The sequence below is a fragment of the Rhizobium sp. BK196 genome (assembly GCF_014193255.1).
In the GTDB taxonomy this organism is placed as follows: domain Bacteria; phylum Pseudomonadota; class Alphaproteobacteria; order Rhizobiales; family Rhizobiaceae; genus Rhizobium.
In genome coordinates this window covers 1179394-1203609 of sequence record NZ_JACHZB010000001.1, presented here as the reverse complement: position 1 = coordinate 1203609, position 24216 = coordinate 1179394, and the positions used below count along the sequence as shown (strand labels likewise).

Annotated in this window: 19 protein-coding genes; 12 read left to right on the top strand and 7 right to left on the bottom strand. The window is 60.1% G+C overall.

Translation table 11 applies throughout. The features are described 5' to 3' along the window. Positions 1-31: 31 nt before the first annotated feature. Together FHT78_RS06210 and FHT78_RS06205 are read left to right on the top strand one after the other, a co-directional pair. A complete protein-coding gene (locus tag FHT78_RS06210) occupies positions 32-820 on the top strand; it encodes an SDR family oxidoreductase (protein WP_183741630.1) in 789 nt (262 codons plus the stop codon). 200 nt (positions 821-1020) lie between these two features. After that, on the top strand, positions 1021-1482 hold the full coding sequence (locus tag FHT78_RS06205; protein ID WP_183741628.1) for an Rrf2 family transcriptional regulator: 462 nt from the start codon (positions 1021-1023) through the stop codon (positions 1480-1482). 58 nt (positions 1483-1540) lie between these two features. On the opposite strand, the gene FHT78_RS06200 is transcribed toward FHT78_RS06205, so the two are convergent. After that, a complete protein-coding gene (locus tag FHT78_RS06200) occupies positions 1541-2665 on the bottom strand; it encodes an acyl-CoA dehydrogenase family protein (RefSeq protein ID WP_183741626.1) in 1125 nt (374 codons plus the stop codon). 162 nt (positions 2666-2827) lie between these two features. Between FHT78_RS06200 and FHT78_RS06195 the strand changes: the two genes are divergently transcribed. Then, positions 2828-3604, top strand: a complete 777-nt coding sequence (locus FHT78_RS06195) for a metallophosphoesterase (RefSeq protein ID WP_183741624.1) — start codon at positions 2828-2830, stop codon at positions 3602-3604. Between the two features lie 99 nt (positions 3605-3703). Here FHT78_RS06195 and FHT78_RS06190 read toward each other — a convergent pair whose 3' ends face one another. Next, positions 3704-6883, bottom strand: coding sequence for a multidrug efflux RND transporter permease subunit (locus FHT78_RS06190; RefSeq protein WP_183741622.1), 3180 nt, complete (start codon positions 6881-6883; stop codon positions 3704-3706). Continuing rightward, positions 6880-8055 carry an efflux RND transporter periplasmic adaptor subunit gene (locus FHT78_RS06185; RefSeq protein WP_183741620.1) on the bottom strand — a complete coding sequence of 392 codons (1176 nt, stop codon included), beginning with the start codon at positions 8053-8055 and terminating at the stop codon, positions 6880-6882. Before FHT78_RS06185 ends, FHT78_RS06190 begins: the two co-directional genes overlap by 4 nt. Positions 8056-8552: 497 nt before the next feature. Here FHT78_RS06185 and FHT78_RS06180 point away from each other — a divergent pair, with 497 nt between their 5' ends. The 3 genes from FHT78_RS06180 to FHT78_RS06170 are packed head-to-tail and all read left to right on the top strand — an operon-like array spanning position 8553 to position 11780. Then, a complete protein-coding gene (locus FHT78_RS06180; protein ID WP_183741618.1) occupies positions 8553-9017 on the top strand; it encodes a MarR family transcriptional regulator in 465 nt (154 codons plus the stop codon). Then, positions 9010-10233, top strand: coding sequence for an HlyD family secretion protein (locus FHT78_RS06175; protein WP_183741616.1), 1224 nt, complete (start codon positions 9010-9012; stop codon positions 10231-10233). Before FHT78_RS06180 ends, FHT78_RS06175 begins: the two co-directional genes overlap by 8 nt. Positions 10234-10238: 5 nt before the next feature. After that, positions 10239-11780: a DHA2 family efflux MFS transporter permease subunit gene (locus FHT78_RS06170; protein WP_183741614.1), complete on the top strand. Its 1542-nt coding sequence runs from the start codon at positions 10239-10241 to the stop codon at positions 11778-11780. A 15-nt stretch (positions 11781-11795) separates the two neighbouring features. Here the strand turns inward: FHT78_RS06170 and FHT78_RS06165 are convergent, their stop codons facing one another. The 3 genes from FHT78_RS06165 to FHT78_RS06155 all read right to left on the bottom strand — a co-directional run bounded on the left by FHT78_RS06165 (position 11796) and on the right by FHT78_RS06155 (position 13728). Further along, positions 11796-12410: a DNA-3-methyladenine glycosylase gene (locus FHT78_RS06165; protein ID WP_183741869.1), complete on the bottom strand. Its 615-nt coding sequence runs from the start codon at positions 12408-12410 to the stop codon at positions 11796-11798. A 69-nt stretch (positions 12411-12479) separates the two neighbouring features. Continuing rightward, positions 12480-12794, bottom strand: a complete 315-nt coding sequence (locus FHT78_RS06160) for a hypothetical protein (protein WP_183741612.1) — start codon at positions 12792-12794, stop codon at positions 12480-12482. Between the two features lie 19 nt (positions 12795-12813). After that, complete coding sequence (locus FHT78_RS06155; RefSeq protein WP_183741610.1) at positions 12814-13728, bottom strand: LysR family transcriptional regulator; 915 nt, start codon at positions 13726-13728, stop codon at positions 12814-12816. A 120-nt stretch (positions 13729-13848) separates the two neighbouring features. Between FHT78_RS06155 and FHT78_RS06150 the strand changes: the two genes are divergently transcribed. Together FHT78_RS06150 and FHT78_RS06145 are read left to right on the top strand one after the other, a co-directional pair. Next, entirely contained in the window at positions 13849-14589 is a 741-nt protein-coding gene (locus FHT78_RS06150; protein ID WP_183741609.1) for an SDR family oxidoreductase, read from the top strand. A gap of 83 nt (positions 14590-14672) precedes the next feature. Further along, a complete protein-coding gene (locus FHT78_RS06145; RefSeq protein WP_183741607.1) occupies positions 14673-15584 on the top strand; it encodes an SDR family oxidoreductase in 912 nt (303 codons plus the stop codon). A gap of 230 nt (positions 15585-15814) precedes the next feature. Here FHT78_RS06145 and FHT78_RS06140 read toward each other — a convergent pair whose 3' ends face one another. Next, positions 15815-16726 carry a LysR family transcriptional regulator gene (locus FHT78_RS06140; RefSeq protein ID WP_183741605.1) on the bottom strand — a complete coding sequence of 304 codons (912 nt, stop codon included), beginning with the start codon at positions 16724-16726 and terminating at the stop codon, positions 15815-15817. A 163-nt stretch (positions 16727-16889) separates the two neighbouring features. Between FHT78_RS06140 and FHT78_RS06135 the strand changes: the two genes are divergently transcribed. From FHT78_RS06135 to FHT78_RS06120, 4 genes are all read left to right on the top strand, one after another. Beyond that, positions 16890-17702 (top strand): alpha/beta hydrolase fold domain-containing protein, encoded by an 813-nt coding sequence (locus tag FHT78_RS06135; RefSeq protein WP_183741603.1) that lies wholly within the window; start codon positions 16890-16892, stop codon positions 17700-17702. A 46-nt stretch (positions 17703-17748) separates the two neighbouring features. Further along, positions 17749-18939: an efflux RND transporter periplasmic adaptor subunit gene (locus tag FHT78_RS06130; protein WP_183741601.1), complete on the top strand. Its 1191-nt coding sequence runs from the start codon at positions 17749-17751 to the stop codon at positions 18937-18939. Between the two features lie 121 nt (positions 18940-19060). Continuing rightward, on the top strand, positions 19061-22258 hold the full coding sequence (locus tag FHT78_RS06125) for a multidrug efflux RND transporter permease subunit (RefSeq protein ID WP_183741599.1): 3198 nt from the start codon (positions 19061-19063) through the stop codon (positions 22256-22258). A gap of 172 nt (positions 22259-22430) precedes the next feature. Continuing rightward, positions 22431-24215 (top strand): IlvD/Edd family dehydratase, encoded by a 1785-nt coding sequence (locus FHT78_RS06120; RefSeq protein WP_183741597.1) that lies wholly within the window; start codon positions 22431-22433, stop codon positions 24213-24215. Position 24216 lies beyond the last annotated feature (1 nt).

Genomic DNA, 24216 nt, shown 5'->3' with positions numbered 1-24216 from the left:
CGGAGCTGCAGGCCGCATTCGGGAGGATTTCATGGATCTGGGATTGAAGGGAAAGACCGCCGTCATCACCGGTGGTTCGGTCGGTATCGGACTTGCCATCGCCGAAGGGCTGGCAGCGGAGGGCGCCAACCTCATTTTATCTGCGCGTGGACGCGAGCGGCTCAATGCTGAAGCTGTGCGCATCGCCACAAAATATGGTGTCAGCGCCACTGCGGTTGAAAGCGATGTGGCGACCGTCGAAGGCACGGAGGCGATCATCGCGGCGGCAGCCGAACGTGGCGGAGCCGATATTCTCATCAACAATGCCGGCACCGGCTCCAACGAGACGGTCATGGAGGCGCCCGACGAGAAGTGGCAGGCGTATTTTGATCTGCATGTGATGGCCGCCGTGCGCCTTGCGCGCGGAATTGCGCCGCAGATGAAGAAGCGCGGCGGCGGGGTGATCCTTCACAATGCCTCGATCTGCGCCGTGCAGCCGCTGTGGTACGAGCCGATCTACAACGTCACCAAGGCGGCGCTGATGATGTTTTCCAAGACGCTCTCCACCGAGCTCGTCAAGGACAAGATCCGCGTCAATTGCGTCAATGCCGGCCTTATCCTGACGCCTGACTGGATCAAGACCGCCAAGCAACTGACGGCCGAAACCGGCGGCGACTGGGAGGGTTATCTGCAGAGCGTGGCGGACGAACATGCCTCGTCCAAGCGTTTCGGCACGCCGGAGGAGTTGGCGAATTTCTTCGTCTTCCTCTGCTCCGACCGGTCTAGCTATAGCATCGGCTCTACCTATTTCGTCGATGGCGGTATGCTGAAGACGGTCTAAACGCGATTTAGTGGTCCTACGCCTGGGTCTGTGCGGAGCCGGCTGTCAGACGACGGAAGACTTTATCGGCGCGGTTTTACGGCAACATAGAAGACCGAAATAACCTACTAAAAATGGTTATTTTGTTGTTTCTTCATGGCTCTGACTTTATTTCCCTGTTATTACGGAAGCATAGTGCCGCAAAGTGCAGGGCGACCCAGATGTTGACGAAAAAGGGAAAATACGGACTGAAGGCGCTGGTCGATCTGGCGCGGCTTGCGCCGGGTGAAACCGCCTTCATCAACGATATCGCCTCGCGCAACAATATTCCAAAGAAGTTCCTCGATACGATCCTGCTCGAACTGCGCAATGTCGGCATCCTGCGGTCGAAGAAGGGGCCGGGCGGCGGCTACTCACTTTCGCGGCCTGCGTCGGATATCCGCATCGGTCACGTCATCCGTACGCTGGATGGGCCGCTTGCGCCGATCCGGTGTGCCAGCCGGACGGCTTATGAGGCCTGCGACGACTGCGCCGATCCCGAGACTTGTCAGGTGCGGCGCTCGATGACCGAGGTCCGGGACGCGATCGCCGCCATTCTCGACAACATGACGCTCGAACAGTTCGTTGCCGGCGGCGGCATCGAGACGGTCGAGGAAAAGCTTCCGGTTTCCGCCGCAAGCTGATCCGTCTCCTGTTGTTTTCACGCACGCTCCCGCTCAGCATATTGCTGCTGGGACTCCTTCAGCTTTCCCTGATTTTTTGAATATGGGCACCTGCCGCATCGAGCAGCGCCGCACGCGGGATTGCCATGTCGTGAATGCGGGCGTTGCGCCAGTGGCGGTCGAGGTTGAGTACGAGGCTGCCTGTCACGCTGCCTGCCAGTTCGAAGAGGGCATTCGCCGTATCCAACGCCACTTCGGTTGCGGCAAGGCAGACCGATGAGGCCGAGAAATGGGCTTCCGCCATGGCAGTTTCGGTGGGGCTGACCTGCGCGATATCGAGCTTGCGGCCTGCCTGTTCAAGCGCGCCGGTCGCGGTTTCAATGCGGATGGCGTGCTCGCCGATTTTGCCCAGGAGGCCAGAGGGGGCCTTCGCCATGACGAGCAGGTCGGCAAAGGCGGCGCGGGCGATGCCGAGGCTGACGGCCGCCTGCAGCAGAAGTCCCAAGGATTTTTCCGTGGCGCAATCGCCAGACAAAGCGGCGGCAACAGTCTCGGCATTCACATGCAGCTTGCCAGCAACCAGCGTCGCCGTGCCGTTGGTGCGCAGGCCGAAGGCGTCCCAATCGTCCACCGCCTGCAGTTCATCGCTGTCGTGCTGAAGATAGAGAATTGCTCTGCGGCGGTCGGGATCGATCGCTGCTGCGGCAATCCAGTCGGCGAAAAGAATGGCAGCTGCCTGTTCCGATCGGCCTGTCAGGCGAAAGCCGGAGCCCTCGGCAACGAGGCTTGCCTGATCGGCAAAACGGGCAGCAGCGAAACGGTCACCATCCAGCGCGCGGCTGAAAAGGGCGATCTTCAGTTCTTCCGAAGGCTGGCTACGCAGCCCTTCCAGCACCCGGAAGTGAGATGCCAGCACGTTGCCGATCGAGGCGTCGCTTTCGGCGATGATGGCGACGATCTCAGCGAGCAAGGTGTTTGAGATATCGATCCCGGTATATTCGGGGGGAACGGTGATTGCGGTAAGGCCGGATTGCGAGAGCATGTCGAGTTCGGCGTTCGGCATGAGGCGGGTGATGTCCCGTTCGCTTGCCTGCTGGCGAAAGGCGGTGGCAAGCTCGCGGGCCGCGGAGACGGCCTCCTCCTCAGTCTCGATGCGGTGCGCCGGAGAACGCATATTGTCGCGAAGTTGCGATACGGTGCCCATCTGCCACTCTTTCCTAATGCTAAAAAAGTGCGTGATTGCATTGGCTTGCGTAAGGCCGCTTTTTCCACAAAAGCCCGGCTGGGCGAATTTTCTTACCAACTTGATCGCCTTGCCGTATGCTCTACTTATGGTTAAGGGACGGCGAACCGATCAGGAATAATGATGAGCGATTCTCTTGCACGAAGCCGCGAGGGTTCGAAGGCTGGACGTCAGCCGCGTCCGCGCGTGAGCATGGATATAGCCGACATCCCGACCTATGCCATCGGTGACGTGCATGGGCGTCTCGACCTGCTGCAGAAAGCGGAAGAGGCGATCGTACGCGACGCCGAGCATCTGCCGGGAACCAAACTCATCGTCATGCTCGGCGACTATATCGATCGTGGTCCGCAATCCGCACATGTCATCAACCATCTCATGGATCCAGCGCCCGAAGGATTCGAACGCATCTGCCTTGCCGGCAATCATGAGATCGTCATGCTCGACTATATCGACGGCTGGGCATCCTATGACGACTGGATGACCATGGGTGCTGCTGAGCTTCTGCGATCTTACGGCCTCGATCCCGATCATCTGCCTCTCGTCTTCCGCTCGGGTGCGCAGCTCGACGCCTTCATCCGCCAGTCGCTGCCGCATACGCATATCGATTTCATCCGCTCTTTGCCGATCATGCTCGATACGCCCAACGTCGTCTTCGTGCATGCGGGCATCGACCCCCGGGTGCCACTCGACGAGCAGGCCGACGACGACCTGGCCTTTATCCGCCAGCGCTTCCTGGAAAGCCCGCTGCCGCTGCCGAAGCTCATTGTGCATGGCCACACGCCCGGCGACCAGCCGGATGTGCAACCGATGCGGCTGAACCTCGATACCCGCGCCTTCAAGAGCGGCAGGCTCTCCGTCGCCCGCTTCTGGCAGGGACAGGTTTACCTCTTCTCCACCTGAGCCTTAAGGTATTTCCAGTTTTCTTCGAAACACGAAATACTCTCTTTGTTTCACGCAGTTCCAGACGCAAGGTCGCAATGCACTTTTGCTGGAATTGCTCTAGGCAGCATTCTCCTCCGCATCGACGCGAGCCGGCGCTTCTGCCGGCTTTTTACGCCAGCGGCGCAGCACGACGTAAAAGACCGGCGTCAGGAACAGGCCGAAGATCGTCACGCCCAGCATACCGAAGAACACGGCCGTGCCGAGCGATTGACGCATTTCGGCACCTGGGCCGGTGGCGATGGCAAGCGGCAGAACGCCGAAGATGAAGGCGAAGGCCGTCATCAGGATCGGGCGCAGGCGCAGATGACTTGCCTCGATTGCAGCATCAACGACGCTTTTTCCTTCTTCCTCCGCCTGTCTTGCAAACTCGACGATCAGGATAGCGTTCTTCGCCGCAAGGCCGATCAGGACGATCAGGCCGATCTGGGTCAGGACATTGTTGTCCATTCCTCTGAGCCACACGCCGATCAACGCGGCGAGCACTGCGAGTGGGACAATAAGGATGATCGCCAGAGGCAGGACCCAGCTTTCATATTGTGCCGCAAGCGCAAGGAAGACGAAAATGACAGACAGGGCGAAGATGTAGACGGCGGTATTGCCGGTGTGGGTTTCCTGATAGGCAAGCTCCGTCCACTCGAAGGTCGTTCCCGGCGGCAGGATCTGCCCCGCCAGCGCTTCCATCTTCTTGATGGCATCGCCGGTCGATGTGCCGGGCGTCGGATTGCCCTGAAGCGGCACCGAGACATACATGTTGTAGCGCTGGACAAGTGCCGGACCGCTGGAATCCTGGATGTCCATCAGGGTGCCAAGCGGAACCAGTGCGCCGGTTGCCGAGCGAACTTTCAGGGCGAGAATATCGTCCCTGTCCATGCGGTATTGCCGATCGGCCTGGGCGCGAACCTGGTAGACGCGCCCGAACGCATTGAAATCATTCACATAGGCCACACCGAGGTTAATAGAGAGCGCGTTGAAGATGTTGGGGATCGGCACGTTCAGGAAACGTGCCTTGTCGCGGTCGATCGCGAGGAAATATTGTGGGCTCGCATCCGAGAATGTCGTGAAGACGCCTGTCAGACCCGGAGTCGTGGCCGCGGCGCCCATCATCTGGCGGGCCAGACCAAGGACTCGCGTCATGTCCGCGTTTTCAAGATCCGAAATCTGCATCTTGAAGCCGCCGGAATTGCCGACGCCGCGCACCGATGGAGGCGGGATGGCAATGATGAAGGCTTCCTGTATGCTCTGCAGCTTGCCATAGAGCTCGCCGATGATCTTGTTGGCGGTTTCGCCACCTTCCTCACGCTCGGCAAAGGATTTGAACGGGACGAAGACGACGCCAGCATTCGAGGCATTGGTGAAGGTCGCCCCGCTGAAACCGGCAAATTGCACGGCATTGCCCACACCGGGCACCGTGCGGGCAATTTCGCCCACCTGTTTGACGACGGCATCGGTACGCGCCAGCGAGGCGCCGTCCGGAAGCTGGATGACGACGATCGCGTAGCCCTGGTCCATGGTCGGGATGAAGCCGGAGGGAACCTTCTGGCCCATGTACCAGGTCGCGCCCAGCAAGCAGGCGAAGACGACGAGCGAAGAGATCAATCCAACCCAGCTGCTGACCAGATGCCGGACGATCCAGGAATAGCCCGAACTCATTCGATCGAACCCGCCGTTGAAGCCGTTCGCAAGTCCGCTTCCCAGCTGAGAGAAGATATTCTTGCGCTTGGCTTCGTGATCATGGGCTTTCAGCAATATGCCTGCGAGCGCAGGCGAAAGGGTCAGCGAGTTCAATGCGGAAATCGCCGTCGTGACCGAGATCGTCACCGCGAACTGCTTATAAAATTGCCCGGAAATGCCGGGAATGAACGCCGTTGGCACGAATACTGCGATCAACACCAGCGAGATGGCGACGACGGCGGTTCCGACTTCGTCCATCGTGACGTGCGAGGCCTGTTTCGGGGTCATGCCGCGCGCCAGGTTTCGCTCGACGTTTTCCACCACCACGATCGCGTCGTCGACGACGATACCGATCGCCAGCACGAGACCGAACAAGGTGAGCATGTTGAGCGAGAAGCCGAAGGCGAGCAGGACGGCGAAAGTACCGATCAGCGATACGGGGATGGCGATGATCGGAATGAGGGCGGTTCGCCAGGATTGCAGGAAGACGAGGACGACGATCGCCACGAGGATCGCGGCTTCGGCAATGGTCCTGTAGACCTCATTGATGGAATCCGAGATGAATTCGGTCGTATCATAGATGATACGGTACTCCAGACCCTGCGGGAAATTTTGAGACAGGTCCTTCATGATGCTTTGGATCTGATGGGCCGTGTCCAGTGCATTGGTTCCCGGCCGGGCGAAGATGCCGAGAGCAACTGCGGGGTCGTTGTTGAGATAGCTGTTGGTGACGTAATCCTGTGCACCGAGCTCGATACGGGCGACATCCTGCAAGTTTACAAGCCGGCCGCCAGCTGTCGATTTCACAATGACGTAGCGAAACTGGCGCACGTCCGAGAAGCGTCCGTCCGTGCGCACCGTATATTCAAAAGCATTCTTGCCGGTCACGGGCGGGGCGCCGATCTTGCCGCCTGACACCTGGACGTTCTGGTCTCTCAACGCCGCAACAACGTCGTCAGATGTCATTCCGTAGGCGGAGAGCTTTTCCGGATCCAGCCAGATTCTCATCGAATACTGGCGCTCGCCGAAGAGCTGCACATCGCCGACGCCGTCAAGGCGCACGAGAACGTCGCGTATGCGGTTACGAGCGTAGTTCGAGACATAGAGCTGGTCATAGCGGTGCGACGGCGACAAAAGGTGCACCACCATCATCAGGTCAGGCGAGCTCTTGTCGGTGGTCACGCCAAGCCGCTGGACTTCCTCGGGAAGACGGGGCAGGGCGATGGAAACGCGGTTCTGCACAAGAACCTGAACCTTATCGAGATCGGTACCGAGCTTGAAGGTGATCGTCAGCGACATGGCGCCGTCGGCGCTGGAATAGGAAGACATATAAAGCATGTCTTCGACGCCGTTGATCTGCTGTTCGAGCGGGGTCGAAACCGTGTCGGCGATCGTCTGCGGATCGGCGCCTGGATAGGAGGTGCGCACGACGATAGTCGGAGGCGCGATCTCCGGATATTGGGAGACCGGCAATTGCGTATAGGCGATGCTGCCGACGACGAGCAGAACGATCGAGATGACCGCCGCAAAAATCGGCCGGTCGACGAAGAAATGGGCAAATCTCATTGGCCGCTCTCCGCACCGGCGGCTTCCGGCGGCGCGTCTGTCCGCTCCTTCGGCAGTTCGGTCATCTGAGGTGTTACCTTTGCGCCGGGCCGGGCGCGTATCAGGCCGTTGACGATGATCGTCTCGGTGCCGTCAAGGCCTTCGCGGATCACGCGATAGCCGTAGAGCCGCGGACCGGGCCTCACGGGCTTGGTCGAGACCGTGCCGTCTGCGCCGACGACATAAACGACGCGCTCATTCTGGTCCGAGCCGATTGCCTCGTCAGGGACGAGAATGGCCTGATAGGTGTTGGAGGCTTCGACCTGGATGCGGCCGAAGAGGCCGGGCTGAAGGACGAGATCGGGGTTGGGGAAGCGGGCACGCAGACGAATGGTGCCACTCTCATTGTCGATCCGGTTCTCGGCGAAATCGAGTTTTCCCTTGAAGGGCTTGGAATTCGGATCCGAGATCGTGACCGTCACATCCAGTCCGCCACCCCCCTGCTGGAGATCCTTGCCGAGCTTGCGTGCCGTGTCGGCGAAATTCAGCAGGCGGCGCTCGTCGACGTCGAAATAGAAATCGATCGGGTCGAGTGAGACGATCGTCGTCAGCACCGTCTGATCTGTCTGCACGAGGTTGCCGGCGGAGATCAGGCGCCGGTCGATGCGGCCGCTGAGGGGCGCGGCGATCTCGGTATATTCCATGTCGAGAGCCGCGCGATCAGCTGCAGCCTGCGCGCCGCGGACATTAGCCTGTGCCGAATCGAATTCGCGGCGGCGATCGTCCAGCGTCTGCGCCGACTGGCTGCCGCTCGAAGCAAGTGACTGGGCCCGCTTATACTGAGCATCGGCAAAGACCAGAGCCGATTTCGACGCCTCGAGCGCAGCATTGGCCTGATTGAGCGCGGTTACGAACGGCCTCTGATCGATGACAAAAAGCCGGTCGCCCTTCTTCACCAGGGCACCGTCGGTGAAGTCGATTTCCTGCAGGTAACCACCGACGCGCGAGCGGACGGAAACCTCGTCGACAGGCTCGAAGCGGCCGATGAACTCATCATTGTCGACCACATCGCGCACGACGGGCTTGGCGACGGTGACGGGCGGGGGAGCAGGCGCCTGCTGCGCCTCAGCAATGAGCGGCAGGAAGGCCGCAAAGCAGCCGAGCGCCAGTGTCTGTCGAAGCGAATAAGCCATTCCGGTCCCCCTTGCGGGCGGCCGAATGCAGCCGCCTGAACCTATGCCTAAGATAAGCTGTTCATGTCTGCTGGAACGAAAGCATGAGCCTCGTCCTAAGTCCGAATTCTACTCATGCGTGGCTGCCGGGAAGATGACAGATGCAAAACCAGCATCTCTAAATCAACCGGAGGGAGAAATTCTGCTTCTCCGTAACCCTCTGAAGGCAGACTATAAACGGGAGAATCCAAAAATTGCAAATGCCAATTGAGTGCACGGATTTGGAGTTCGGCAAACTCCCAGCATTTCCGGTGATATGCCACTTCATCACATTGTGGAGACGAATTTGCCCGCTGCTTGAACTTTTCAAAGACCGAAGCGAAGGCTCTGCTTGGCCGTGAGCGCTGCGGCATTTTGGCCGCAGGTGCGGAATCTTACGGTTGCATCCTTGTGCATTGCCCATGCTCAATATATGTACCGATATCATAAGGGTGCTTATTAATAGCCGGCGAAGGTATATGACCAACAATCCAACACTCGGTTTTCTTCTGCACGACGTTGCCCGTCTGCTGCGCAAGCGGTTCGAGCAGCGCGCAAAGGACCTTGGGTTGACGCGGTCTCAGTGGCAGACGCTTGCCTATCTCGCCAACAATGAGGGCATCCATCAGAGCGGGCTTGCCGAAATCCTCGAAATCGAGCCGATCACGCTGGTCCGCATCCTCGACAAGCTCGCCGAGCGCGGCCTGATCGAGCGCCGCCAGCACCCGACCGACCGGCGCATCTGGCTGCTTTACATGCGCGAAGCTGCTCATCCGATTCTCGCCGAAATGCGAAAGATCGGTGACGTGACACGCGGCGAAGCGCTGGAAAGCATCGCACCCGAACAGCGCGAGCAGCTTTTCCATATCCTATCCGTAATGAAGACGAACCTGGTGCAGGCGTGCCGGTCCCCGGTCGCCGAGAATGAGACGAAACATGGCTGATCAATCCTCCCTGCGCGTCGTGTCCGACGCGAATGCCAAGAATCCTGCCGAAGAAAAAGAAATTCCCCAACAACCGGAAACGGTGGCTGAGGCGCCTTCATCCAATTCAGCGCCCGCGGCCGCCGCGGTGGCTGCGCCTGGCGGCAACAAGGTCCGCCGCCGGCGCAGCTTCACCCGACCCGTCCTATTTGCCCTGCTGCCCGTCGCGCTCGTCGTCGGCGGCTACTATTACGTCAACGGCGGTCAGGTCATGTCGACCGACAATGCCTATATACAGGCCGATATGGTGGGTATCACGACCGACGTTTCCGGTATCGTCGCGCAGATAAACGTGCATGAGAACGAGCAGGTCAAGGCCGGACAGGTGCTCTTCAGCCTGCAATCGGACGCCTTCAGGATCGCGCTCGATGGCGCCAAGGCGCAGCTCGGCGCACAGCGCAATCAGATCATGAACCTCAAGGCCAGCTATCAGCAATCGCTTGCCGAGATCACCCAAGCTGAGGCCGATCTGCCCTATTACCAGGATCAGTTCGACCGGCAGCAGAATCTTGTCAACAACGGCAGCGCGACCCAGTCGGCCTATGACGAAGCCAAGCACAATCTCGAGGCTGCGCAGCAGAAAGTTTCCGTCGCCAAGGCGGAAGCAGCAACGACGCTTGCCCAGCTCGGCGGGAGTGCCGACCAGCCGGTCGAAGAAAACCCGCTCTATCTGCAGGCCAAGTCGCAGGTCGACAATGCCCAGCGCGAGCTTGATCACAGCGTGGTCAGGGCGCCCTTCGACGGCATTGTCACCAATGTGAATGCGCTGCAGGTCGGCTCCTACCTCCAAGCTTCGCAGCAGGCCTTTTCGCTGGTTTCGACCTCGCATCTGTGGATTGCCGCAAGTCCGAAGGAGACGGAACTTACTTACGTGAAGCCCGGCCAAGCGGTAGATATCTATGTCGACACCTATCCGGGCGTCCTATGGAAGGGCAAGGTCGAGAGCATCAGCCCGGCATCGGGTTCTTCCTTCTCACTGCTGCCGGCGCAGAACACCACCGGCAACTGGGTAAAGGTCGTACAGCGCATTCCGATGCGCATCAGCATCGACAACTCTCAGGGCAAGCCACCGCTTCGCGTCGGCATGAGCACGGTCGTCGATGTCGATACCGGCCGTGCGCGGGGCCTGCCTGACTTCGTCAGCAAGTTTCTGGGCGACATCAAGAGCCACGAGTAACGGCTATGAGTAATGCTCCGTCATCACCGGCAATCCCGGTTGCCAATCGCGGCGCGATCACGGCCTGCGTAATCCTGGCCGTCATTATCCAGGCGCTGGATACGACGATCGCCAACGTGGCGCTGCCTTACATTCAAGGCAGCGTTTCGGCGTCCGCCGACCAGATCAATTGGGTTTTGACCTCCTACATCGTCGCGGCCGCGATCATGACGCCGCCGTCGGGCTTTCTTGCTGCCAAGTTCGGCCGCAAGCGCGTGCTGTTGACGGCGATTGTGGGCTTCGTCGTCGCCTCCGTGCTTTGCGGTCTGGCGCAATCGCTGCCGCAGATTGTTGCTTTCCGTCTGCTGCAGGGCCTGTTCGGCGCCTCGCTAGTTCCGCTTTCCCAGGGCATCCTTCTCGACATTTATTCCGTCGAGGAGCGCGGCTCGGCCATGGCCCTATTCGGCGTCTCGGTCATGGTCGGGCCGGTTCTGGGTCCTGTCATCGGCGGCTGGCTGACCGACAATATCAGCTGGCGCTGGGTCTTTTACATCAACGTGCCGATCGGTGCGCTCGCCTTTGCCGGCATCGTCATCTTCGTTTCAGAGACGAAGAGGGATGCGCTCGCCAAGCTCGACTGGTTCGGCTTCGGGATGATGAGCCTGTTCATTGCCGCGCTCCAGCTCTTCCTCGACCGCGGCGAGCAGCTTGACTGGTTTTCCTCCGGCGAAATCGTCATCGAAGCGATTGTCTGTGCCGCAGCCTTTTATCTGCTCCTGGTGCATACGCTGACGGCGGAGAAATCCTTCGTCAATCCGCGGCTGTTCCTCGACCAGAATTTCACCGTCAGCATGATCTTCATCTTCGTGATCGGCATCACCTATCTCGCCTCGCTGGCGCTGATGACGCCATATCTGCAGACGCTGATGGGCTATCCGGTCATCACGGCGGGCATCGTCATGGGGCCGCGCGGCCTGGGGACCATGCTCTGCATGTTCATCGTCGGCCGGCTGATCGGCAAGGTGGATACGCGCTGGCTGCTGCTGCTCGGTCTCGGCCTGACGGCCTGGGCAATGTATGACATGACTGGCTGGACGCCTGACGTTTCGCAGTGGACGATCGTTTCGGTCGGCTTCATCCAGGGTGCCGGCCTCGGCTTCCTGTTCGTACCGTTGACGACAATCGCCTTTGCGACGCTGCCGGCGCAGATGCGCGGCGACGGGACCGGCCTCTACAACCTGTCGCGTAATATCGGGTCCTCTGTCGGCATCTCGATCGTCTCGGCGCTGATCGTCGAGAACACGCAGAGCAATCACGAGTCAATCGCAGCCTATGTGACGCCGTTCAACCACGCTTTCAATGCCACGGCGGCACAAGGCCTCAACCCGCTGACGGCGGTCGGCCGCGCGGCGCTTAACGACGTCATCACGCTGCAGTCGACAATCATTGCCTATATGGACGACTTCAAATTGCTGATGCTGATGTCGCTTGCCGTCATGCCACTGGTCCTGTTGCTGCGCAAGCCGAAGGCTGCGCCCGCCATGGACCATAGCGCCGTCATGGAATGAGGTTGAAGGTTCCCATTAGCGGAACGGCTTGCTCAGATATCGCGATCCCTGAATGCCGAAGCGCCATGGTGCTTCGGCATTTTTCGTAATGCCGATCCGCTTGCCTGAGACGATGGGCACAGGAGCGGAAGGCGAGATCGCATAGGGTGGCCGGTCGAGCGTCCGATCGTTGACGGAGATATCGATGTCGAGTGCCTGGCAGAGTTTGCCTGGGCCGCTGCAGAGCTGGGTCAGCACATCGGTGCCGCGCCGCTCCATCATGGCCGGCAGGCCGATTTCCGGCTCCAGCGCACGGATCAGCACTGCCGAGCCCGGTGTACAGACGAAGTTCAGGCACCAGTACATGCCGTAGATGCGGTAGATATAGACATTGCCTGGGCGACCGTACATGGCGCCGTTGCGCTTGGTCGGGCCGCGGAAACTGTGGGAGGCCTCGTCATCGGGGTAATAGGCTTCCGTTTCGGTAATGCGCCCGCCTGCGTCGTTAACCGTCAGATGGCAACCGAGTAGGTCGCGGGCGACCTCGACCGCATCACGTTCGAAGAAATGGCGCAGGCTTTCCCCGGCAAGCGGGCCGGCGCCGATCGCGCCATTGATCGTCTCTATGCTCATGGAGAGTGGCGATAGCATTCCCATCGAGGATCTGTCACCCGAACAATGTATGGCTTATGATCTCGTCAGTATCATTTTGGCACGGATTCAGTGGCCGGCATTGGGGTCGCGCATTGGAATGGAGGATACGGTGACGGAAACCGGATCGCTTGCCGGGAAGGAATCTTCGAGGCCTTCGTTCAGTTCTTCCTCCAGCAGAGCGGCATCCTTGCTGCGGGCGCTGTCGCCGTGGACAGGTTCGAGTGCGGAAGAAAGCAATGCTCTTGCCCTGGCTACGGCATTTTCGTGCGTGAGGTCGGGGGCGCTGCGCAGCGTGACTGCAATCCTGTCTTCACCCTCGTTGCCGAACTCGACGACGAAGCCCTCATCCGTCTGGTAAACCATGATGTCGCTGAGTGCCATACCCGTTCCTCCGAGAATGCTAATATGAGTGAACCGTGTTTTCGGAGTTTTGTCGAGCGAAGACCTTCACCAGCCAGTCTATGAAGACGCGCACGCGCGGCGAGAGCTGGCGGTTGCGCGGATAGAGCAGCGAGACCGGCGTCGGCGTGAGCGGAAAATCAACAAGAACTTGGACGAGGGTGCCGGCGGCAAGATCCTGTTCGGCGTGGTAACGCGGGATCTGGATCATGCCGAGACCCATACGTGCGGCGGAGATGTAGCTTTCGGCTGCGTTGACGGTCACGGTTGCGGGAATGGTGATGTTGTGGATGCTTCCATCGACGATGAATTCCAGGGGCAGGGGGCCGGTGCTGCCGGTCGCGCGGAAGCCGACCATGCGATGCGCATCCAGCCTGTCGGGATGTTCGGGCTGACCGAAAGCAGCGACATAGGACGGCGAGGCGAGGGTGATCTCTTCCAGCATGGTGACGCGCCGGGCGACCATGTCGCTGTCCTGCGGAGTACCGACACGCAGAACGCAATCGATGCCCTCGCGCACCAGATCCACCAGTCGGTCGCCCTCACTCATATAGAACTCGATATCAGGGTAGGCTTCCAGAAAGGACGGCAGGCTCGGCAGCACGAAATGGCGGGCGAGCGTGCCGTGTACGTCTACCCGCAGCAGGCCTTTCGGTTTGGCACCGGCAAAGGCACCCTCCGCGTCTTCGATGTCGGCGAGGATCGACAGACAACGCTGGTAGTATGCCTCGCCGTCGAGTGTCGGGCTGACATGGCGCGTGGTGCGCTGAAGCAGGCGCACACCGAGGCGGGCTTCCAGTTGTTTGACCGCGTCGGTCACCGTCGAGCGCGGCAGGCCGGTATCTTCGGCCGCGAGCGTGAAGCTGCGGCGCTCCACGACGCGGGAAAAGACCCGCATGGCATCAAATCTGTCCATGTTATTTATTCGTATTCGCCGGATGGTAATGCCGAATAATGGCCGATTATCCGCAAAGTGAAAAGGGGCATCTTCTTCTCATCAAAAGGGCGCTGCGGCGCCGAACCAAAGGAGAAGAACATGTCTGCTAATCAAAACAAGGTCGCTCTCGTTACCGGCGCTTCCCGTGGCATCGGTGCCTCGATTGCCGAACGACTAGCAAAGGACGGCTTCACCGTCGTCATCAACTATGCCGGCAATGCCGCTCTTGCCGAAGAACTGGCGCAAAAAATCGAAAAAGCTGGCAGCAAGGCACTGACGGCACAAGCTGACGTCGCCGATGCTGACGCCGTGCGCCGCATGTTCGATGCTGCAGAAGCAGCCTTCGGCGGTATCGACGTTCTCGTCAACAACGCCGGCATCATGTTGCTTTCGCGCCTTGCCGATGTCGACGACGCGACGTTCGACCGCCAGATCAGCATCAATCTCAAGGGCACGTTCAACACGCTGCGCGAAGCTGCCAAGCGTCTGCGTGACGGTGGCCGGGTCATCAACTTCTCGAGTTCGGTCGTCGGCTTGAAGCCGGAAACCTACAGCGTCTACGCTGCCACGAAAGCCGCCGTCGAGACGATGGGCGCTATCCTGTCCAAGGAAATGCGCGGCCGCCAGATCACCGTCAACACGGTCGCGCCAGGCCCGACAGCCACCGACCTCTTCCTTAACGGCAAGTCCGATGAGCTGATCGATCGTCTTGCCAAGGCAAACCCGCTCGAACGTCTCGGCACGCCCGAAGACATTGCAGCCGTCGTTGCCTTCCTTGCCGGCCCGGATGGGGCCTGGATCAATGGTCAGGTACTGCGCGCCAACGGCGGCATGGTTTGACATTGAATTCGTGGCGGCATGACGTGCCGCCACGCTCTTCCCTCGCATTCTTTCAACCACCCACTCGCAGAAGGAATAGGACCATGAGCAGACAAGTCATCGTCATCACCGGCGCCTCCAGCGGTTTCGGCGCTCTTACCGCCCGCGCGCTCGCCAGGGCCGGCCACACGGTTTATGCCTCGATGCGTGAAACCCAAGGCCGCAACCGGCCGCAGGTCGAGGCCGTCGAAGCCTTCTCCAAACAAAACGGTGTCGATCTGAAGGTCGTGGAACTGGATGTCGCCTCCGATGTCTCGGTCGAAGCCGGTATCGCTAAGGTCATCGCTGCCGAAGGCCATATCGACACGATCATCCACAATGCCGGGCACATGTCCTTCGGCCCGGCTGAGGCCTTCACGCCGGAGCAATATGCCGAACTTTTCGATATCAACGTGCTCTCGACCCAGCGTGTGAACCGCGCGGTGTTGCCGCATCTACGCAAGCAGGGCAAGGGCTTGGTCGTCTGGGTCTCCTCCTCGAGTACTCGAGGCGGCACGCCTCCCTACCTTGCTCCCTATTTCGCTGCCAAGGCTGCTATGGATTCGCTTGCCGTCTCCTATGCTGGTGAACTGACCCGGTGGGGTATCGAAACCGCAATCATCGTTCCCGGCGCTTTCACCAGAGGTACGAACCACTTCGCTCATGCTGGCTCACCTGCCGATACGGCCCGCGTCGCCGAATATAGCCAAGGTCCGTACAGGGATGTGCCGGAACAGGCGCTGAAAGGTCTTGCCTCGCTCGAACCTGCCGATGCGGATGCCGCTACTGTTGCGACCGCCATCGTCGATGTGGTGAATATGCCTTTCGGCAAACGGCCGTTCCGCACCCATATCGATCCATCGGAAGACGGCGCAGAAATCGTCAATGGCGTTGCCGACCGCGTTCGCGCCGAACTCTTCCGCCGCATCGGCCTCGAGGATTTGCTGAAGCCGTTGTCAGGAAATAACCGTCTGTAGCAAACTTGTGAACGGTCTGTTGGGTGCACCCCCTTATTATCTGGCGCAGCGCACCTATATCAAAATGGACGGAGGCGGACGGTATCCGCCGTCAGCCTCCCGACCTCCACTCCAGGGCCTGCCGCGCCTTTCCTGCGGTGCGACAGGCCTTCAAGTTTCAGACATCAGATCAGGCCCGTGACGGTTATCCCTCCCATCACGGGCCGCTCTCCTTTGCGAATGATCTTTTGTCAGCGGGCGTTCAGTTTCGCGTCCGCCAGCAGTTTCACCAGCCAGTCGACGAAGACGCGAACCTTGTTGCTGAGGTGACGGTTCGGCGGGTAGACGACGTAGAGCGGCAGCGACTCGCGCGTCCATTCCGTCAGGGTCTGAACCAACTCGCCTTTCGCAAGTGGTTCACGCGCCATGAACACGGGGATTTGGGCAAGGCCGAGACCTGCGAGCGCTGCGGTCATGTAGGTGCGGCTGTCGTTGACCGAGAGAATGTAGCGCGGATTGACCTCGACAACCTCGTTATCCTTGCGGAATTCGAAGGGTACCGTACGATTGTTCTGAGCGCGAAAATAACTGACGGAAAAATGTTCGGTTTCAAGCTCTTCCGGCCGCTGCGGCAGGCCGAATTTTTCCACATAGAGAGGCGCGGCGCAGGTGATCATCTCGATCTCCGAGACGCGCCTTGCAATAAGCGACTGATCGGCCGGCGTGCCAGCTCGCAGCGCGCAGTCGACGTTTTCGGCGAGATAATCGACGGTACGGTCGCCGACGCCGAGGTCGATGCGGATATCGGGATAACGCTGATAGAAATCGCAGAGCGCCGGTACCAGGATGGAATCGGCAAAGGCACCCGCCATCTCGACGCGTAGTCTTCCCGTCGGCAGACTTTGCGAATTGGAAAGGCTACCGTCCAATTCTTCCAGCTCGGAAATGATCTGCGCGGCGCGTTCGTAATAAAGTGCGCCATCCGTCGTCACCATGACGCGGCGTGTCGTGCGATTGAGGAGCTTGGTGCGCAGATGCGCTTCCAGCCCCTGAATGAGATTGGTCACCGTAGCCTTGGGCATGGCGAGCATGTCGGCGGCGCGGGTGAAATTGCCGGTCTCCACCACGCGGATGAAGACGCGCATAGCCGAGAGCTGATCCATCGGTTCAATTCCGCAGTTTGCATTGCAACATTGTTCAGGATTTGGAATAGTGTTATCGCGATATCGCTTCTTATTCCCCGATTTGAATAACAATATGTTTTTGGTTCAAAATGCAAGAGGCGGCTGTTGTCCGCCTATCGCAAGCAGCGAAGAGATAGAGACTATGGTGCCCGAGATCAAAGACATGATGCTGGAAAAGGTGGCTGCTGGCCCCGTTTCCGCGCGCGTCTATATGGGCGCCGATTTCGGCAAGGGTCCGCCGATCGTCCTCTATCTGCACGGCGGGGCGTTTCTCGACAGCGACCCTAAGGCCGATCGCCCGATTGCACAGAGCCTGGCAAAGGCAGGTGCGATTGTCGTTTCCGCCGACTACAGCACCCTTTCGGACAATGTCTTTCCAAAGGCGCTCGAAGTTTCCTTCTCGATCTTTTCTTACCTCGCTCTCAAGAAAGCTGGCCTCGGGGACCGTAAGTCGCTGCTCTTCGTTGCCGGCGAAGAGGCGGGCGGTAACGTCGCCGCCGGTGTCGCGCTGAAAGCGCGTGACCAGATGCCGGATGTGCTCGACGGCCAGATCCTGCTTTCTCCTCTTCTCGATCCTTTCATGGGGACGTCCTCGATCCGCAAGGCGGACAAGGTCGGCATGCGCCAGCGCTGGACGGAAGGCTGGAGCCATTACCTGAGCGGCGGCGGCTGCCATCCCTATGCTGCGCCGTGCCTGTGCTCGCGTATATCGGGCGTTGCACCGGCCCTGATTTTTACGGCAGAGGATGATCCGCTGCACGACGAAACCATCGGTTATGCCGCTCGCCTCAAGAAGGCAGGCGTTGGCGTGCGCCAGCATGTTCTTCCCGCCGGGACAGGCTGGCCTTCCATTTATGGCGGAAAATCTGAGGGGACTTCGAGCTGGCAGGACAACGTCAGCCGCCACTTCGGGGATTTCCTTCAGGACGTGAGCGTTCAGCCACAATTGCATTGACGACGAACTGATTTTTACGGCCATTTGGGCCGCAAGGAGAGTACCAATGACGTCCAAAAATAAACGCTGGGCCCTTGTGGGCGCTGGCCTGGGCCTCGCTGCGTCCGTTTCAGCAACGGCCATCTTTTTCGAACTGCCGATGAGCGCAACCGCTACGGCCGCCTCAGAGCCTGCACAGCCTCCGGCCGTGCCGGTGACCGTCGCTGTCGTCGCCAGCCGCGACGTGACGAACTGGGAGAGCTTCTCCGGTCGTCTGGAGGCCATCGATCGCGTGCAGATCCGTCCTCGCGTCGGGGGTGCGATCCAATCCGTGCATTTTCGCGAAGGCGCTTTGGTGAAGCAGGGCGACTTGTTGTTTGCCATCGATCCTGCTCCCTATCAGGCGGCGGTCTCGCAGGCACAGGGTCAGGTCGCTTCAGCCGAAGCCAAGGTCAGCCTGGCGCAGACCGAACTCGATCGGGGCCGCCGTCTCTCGGACAACCGAACGATCTCGCAGAGCGATCTCGACCAGCGCCAGAGCACACTGGCCGAAGCCAGGGCGAGCTTGCGCTCTGCGCAGGCGGCGCTGCAGTCCGCTCAACTCGATCTTGATTACACCCAGGTACGTGCTCCGGTTTCCGGGCGTATCGGCAAGATCGAGGTCACGGTCGGCAACATTGTCGCGGCCGGTTCGGCTTCACCTGAGCTGACGACGCTGGTCTCCGTCGATCCGATCTATGCAAGCTTCAATGCAAGCGAAGAGATGGTCACGAAGGCTCTTTCAGAGCTTCCGGCAACCGACGCAGCATTGCCGGCCGTCGAGCAGATTCCGGTTGAAATTGGCACGCTTGCCGATGAGGGAACGCCGATCAAGGGCAAGCTTCAGCTCGTCGACAATGAAGTCGATGCTGCCAGCGGCACCATTGCAGTGCGAGCAGTCTTCGACAATCCCGGCGGCAAACTGATCCCCGGCCAGTTCGTTCGGGTGCGCATGGGCCAGCCGAAGGCCGAGAACAAGATCGTCATCAGTGACCGCGCTGTCGGAACCGACCAGGACAAGAAATTCGTCTTCGTCGTCGACGGTGAGAACAAGGTCAACTACCGGCAGATCAAGCTCGGTTCGCTGTTCGATGGCCAGCGCGTGGTCGAAGGGGGCCTCGAAGTCGGCGACAAGATCGTCGTCAACGGCCTTCAGCGTATTCGTCCGGGTGCAGTCGTAGCACCTCAGATGGAAGAGAAGGTCGCGACCGCTCAGTAAGAGTTGAGCCTCCTTCCCTCGGGGAGGCGGCCCTTACGCCAAATAACATGACCTGCCGGTGCGCCTTGGAGCCGCCGGCGAGGGACTTTGCATCCATGTTCACCCCGGAGAGGGCTTTGAAATGAACATATCCAGATTCTTTATCGACCGTCCGGTCTTTGCCGGTGTTCTTTCGGTCCTCATCGTGGTCGCCGGCCTCATCGGCCTCCGGGCGCTGCCGATCTCCGAATATCCCGAGGTTGTGCCGCCGTCGATCGTCGTGCATGCCACCTACCCCGGCGCAAACCCGTCCGTTATCGCCGAAACGGTAGCCACACCGCTCGAAGAACAGATCAATGGCGTCGAGGGCATGCTTTACATGGCGAGTCAGGCGACGTCTGACGGCGCCTTGAACGTCACCGTCACCTTCAAGCTCGGCACCGACCCGGACAAGGCGCAGCAGCTCGTGCAGAACCGCGTGTCGCAGGCCGAACCCCGCCTGCCGGCGGAGGTTCGCGCGCTCGGCATCACGACGGTCAAGAGCTCGCCCGACTTTATCATGGTCGTCAACCTTGTCTCCGACGGAGACAGCCATGACATCACCTATTTGCGCAACTATGCGACACTGAACATCAAGGACCGGCTCGCCCGCATCGCAGGTGTCGGCCAGGTGCAGGTCTTTGGCGCCGGTGATTATTCCATGCGTGTGTGGATCGATCCGCAGAAGGCCGCCGAGCATAATCTTGCCGCAAGCGACATCAGCAATGCAATCAGCTCGCAGAACGTCCAGGCCGCTGCCGGGATCATCGGCGCTTCGCCGAGCCAGCCGGGTGTCGATCTTCAGCTTAACGTGAACGCCCAGGGTCGTCTGCGCACGCCCGAGGAATTCGGCAGCATCATCGTCAAGACGGGCGCCAATGGCGAGATCACCCGCCTGCGCGATGTTGCCCGCATCGAACTTGGTGCCGCTGACTACACGCTGCGTTCGCTGCTCGACGGCAAGCCTGCTGTGGCTGTTGCCGTTCTCCAGGCACCTGGTTCGAATGCGATCGAGATCGCCGACAATGTTCGTGCCACCATGGACGAGCTGCAACTCGCCATGCCGACAGGCGTGAAATACGAGATCGTCTATGATACGACCAAGTTTGTTCGCTCCTCGATCGAGAAGGTCATCGACACGCTGCTCGAAGCAATCGCGCTCGTCGTTCTCGTCGTCATCCTGTTCCTGCAAACATGGCGTGCCTCGATCATTCCGCTGATTGCCGTTCCGGTATCGATCATCGGGACATTCGCGGTCATGTACATGTTCGGGTTCTCGATCAATGCACTCAGTCTTTTCGGCTTGGTGCTAGCGATCGGTATCGTTGTGGACGACGCGATCGTGGTCGTTGAAAACGTCGAACGCAACATCGAAGCCGGGCTCAGTCCGCGTCAGGCGACTTACAAGGCCATGAAGGAAGTCTCCGGCCCGATTATCGCGATCGCGCTGGTGCTTGTTGCGGTCTTCGTGCCGCTCGCCTTCATCTCCGGCCTGTCGGGTCAGTTCTATCGCCAGTTCGCGCTGACGATCGCGATCTCGACCGTCATTTCTGCCTTCAATTCGCTGACGCTGTCTCCGGCTCTGGCTGCTCTTCTCCTGAAGGGTCACCATGCGCCGAAGGACTGGCTGACGCGGTTCATGGACGCGATCTTCGGCTGGTTCTTCCGTGGCTTCAACCGCGCCTTCGGGGCCGGCTCGAATGCCTACGGCAAGGGTGTGGGCGGTCTCGTATCGCGCAAGAGCATCGTCATGGTGATCTATCTTGCGCTCGTCGGTGCGACCTACAGCATCTTCAATACGGTTCCGGGCGGCTTCGTGCCGTCGCAGGACAAGCAGTATCTGATTGGCTTTGCTCAGCTGCCGGATGCCGCAAGTCTCGACCGCACGGAAGACGTTATCAAGCGCATGACAGACATCGCCTTGAAGCAGCCGGGCGTTGCCAACGCGATCGCCTTCCCGGGCCTGTCGATCAACGGTTTCACCAACTCTTCGAATGCCGGCATCGTATTCGTGACGCTGAAGGATTTCGAGGAGCGCAAGACGCCTGACCTCTCGGGTGGGGCGATTGCCATGGCCCTGAACCAGAAGTTCGGCGCCATCCAGGATGCCTTCATCGCCATGTTCCCGCCGCCGCCGGTCAACGGCCTCGGCACGACCGGCGGTTTCAAGCTGCAGATCGAGGATCGTGCGGGTCTGGGCAATCAGGCGCTCGACGAGGCGACCAAGGCCGTGCTTGCCAAGGCCTATCAGGCGCCTGAACTCGCCGGCTTGTTCTCCAGCTTCCAGATCAACGTGCCGCAGCTCTATGCCGATCTCGACCGCGCTAAGGCCGAGCAGCTTGGAGTGTCCGTCACCGACGTCTTCCAGACGCTGCAGATCTATCTCGGTTCGCTCTATGTGAACGACTTCAACGCCTTCGGCCGCACATACAGCGTCCGTGTGCAGGCCGATGCCAAGTTCCGCGCCCAGCCGGAAGATATCGGCCAGTTGAAAGTTCGCTCGGCATCGGGCCAGATGATCCCGCTTGCGGCCCTTCTGAAGGTGGATGCGAGCACGGGTCCGGAACGCGCGAACCGTTACAACGGCTTCCTCGCTGCCGATATCAACGGCGGTCCGGCGCCGGGCTTCTCGTCCGGCCAGGCTCAGGCGGCGATCGAGAAGATCCTGCATGAAACCCTGCCCTCGGGCATCGACTTCGAGTGGACGGACCTGACCTACCAGCAGATCCTTGCCGGTAACTCCAGCGTCGTCGTCTTCCCGCTGGCCCTGCTGCTCGTCTTCCTGGTACTCGCTGCCCAGTATGAAAGCCTGACACTGCCGCTTGCGATCATCATGATCGTGCCGATGGGCGTTCTGGCCGCCTTGACCGGTGTCTGGCTCACCGGTGGAGACAACAACATCTTCACGCAGATCGGCCTTGTCGTCCTTGTCGGCCTATCGGCGAAGAACGCGATCCTGATCGTGGAATTCGCCCGCGAGCTGGAATTCGAAGGCAGGACGCCGCGTGAAGCTGCAGTCGAAGCCAGCCGCCTGCGTCTGCGCCCGATCCTAATGACCTCGATGGCCTTCATCATGGGTGTCGTGCCGCTCGTCACCTCGACCGGTGCCGGTTCGGAAATGCGTGCGGCGATGGGTATCGCGGTCTTCTCGGGCATGATCGGCGTCACCTTCTTCGGCATCTTCATGACGCCGGTGTTCTATGTGCTTCTGCGTCGGATGACGGGCAACCGTCCGCTTATCCAGCACAACGACAATCATCCGCAGGACGAGGACGACCATATGAAGGTCGCTGCGGAGTAACTTCTCCTTTGTCGGGTAAATCGGGCGGGGACCTTGGTCCTCGCCCGTTTCGTTTTGGGGATGCGACAAAAATGCGTTACGTCCATCAAAACGGTTGCATGCTGGGGCGAGGGAGATATCAAGGGCAGGCAACATTTCGGGAGAGCTGGAATGCCCGACCGGGAGGAAAGAAATGACCGATAGCAAGACCGCCAAGCGCCGCCTGCGTTCGCAGGACTGGTTCGATAACCCCGATCATATCGACATGACGGCGCTCTACCTGGAGCGCTTCATGAATTACGGGGTAACGCCTGAGGAATTGCGCTCCGGCAAGCCGATTATCGGCATCGCCCAGAGCGGCAGCGATCTGACGCCCTGCAATCGCGTCCATATCGAGTTGGCAAAGCGCGTGCGTGACGGCATCCGCGATGCTGGCGGCATCCCGATCGAATTTCCGACGCACCCGATCTTCGAGAACTGCAAGCGCCCGACGGCAGCACTCGATCGCAATCTCGCCTATCTCGGCCTTGTCGAAATCCTCTACGGCTATCCGCTCGACGGCGTCGTGCTGACGACCGGCTGCGACAAGACCACGCCTTCGGCGATCATGGCGGCTTCGACGGTCGATATTCCGGCGATCGTTCTCTCCGGCGGGCCGATGCTCGACGGCTGGCACGAGGGCAGACTTGCCGGCTCCGGTATGGCGATCTGGCAGTCGCGCCGGAAGCTCGCGGCAGGTGAGATTGATGAAGAAGAATTTCTGCAGACGGCGCTCGATTCGGCACCCTCCGTCGGCCATTGCAACACGATGGGCACGGCCTCGACCATGAATGCGCTGGCCGAGGCGCTCGGTCTGTCGCTGACGGGCTGCGGCAATATTCCGGCCGCCTATCGCGAGCGCGGTCAGATGGCCTATCGTACCGGCCGGCGTGCCGTCGAGATCGTATTCGAGGATCTGAAGCCGTCGGATATCCTGACGCGGAACGCCTTCCTCAATGCCATCAAGACCAATTCTGCGATTGGAGGATCGACGAACGCCCAGCCGCATCTTGCCGCCATGGCGAAACATGCAGGAGTCGAGCTATACCCCGAGGATTGGCAGTTGCATGGTTTCGACATTCCACTGCTGGCGAATGTGCAGCCGGCGGGTGTCTATCTCGGCGAGAAGTTCCATCGTGCGGGCGGCACCCCTGCCGTCATGTGGGAATTGCTGCAGGCGGGCAAGCTCGACGGTGACTGTCGCACGGTCACCGGCAAGACCATGGCAGAGAATTTGCGAGGGCGTGAGTCAAGGGACCGCGACGTCATCAAACCCTATGGTGAACCTCTCAAGGAGCGTGCGGGCTTCCTCGTGCTCAAGGGCAACCTCTTCGATTTCGCCATTATGAAGATGAGTGTCGTATCCGAGGATTTTCGCAAGCGTTACCTGCAGGAGCCGGGTCGAGAGGGCGTCTTTGAAGGCAAGGCTGTCGTTTTCGATGGTTCGGAGGATTACCACAAGCGCATCAATGATCCGGAGCTCGGCATCGACGAGAACACGATCCTCGCCATCCGCGGCGCAGGTCCGCTCGGCTGGCCGGGCTCTGCGGAAGTGGTCAACATGCAGCCGCCGGATCATATTCTGAAGCGCGGCATCAAGAGCCTGCCGACGATCGGCGACGGGCGCCAGTCCGGCACTTCGGACAGTCCGTCGATTCTCAATGCCTCGCCGGAAAGTGCGGCAGGCGGGGGGCTAGCATGGCTCAGGACCGGCGACATCATTCGCATCGATTTCAATCAGGGGCGTTGCGATATGCTGGTTGATGAGGTCGAAATCGAGCGGCGCAAGGGCGATGGGATCCCGCTGGTGCCTGATGATGCGACGCCGTGGCAGCGAATCTACCGCAAGACGGTGACGCAGCTGTCAGATGGTGCGGTGATCGACGGCGCGGTCGACTTCCGGCAGATTGCCAGGAACCCACTGCGACACAATCATTGAT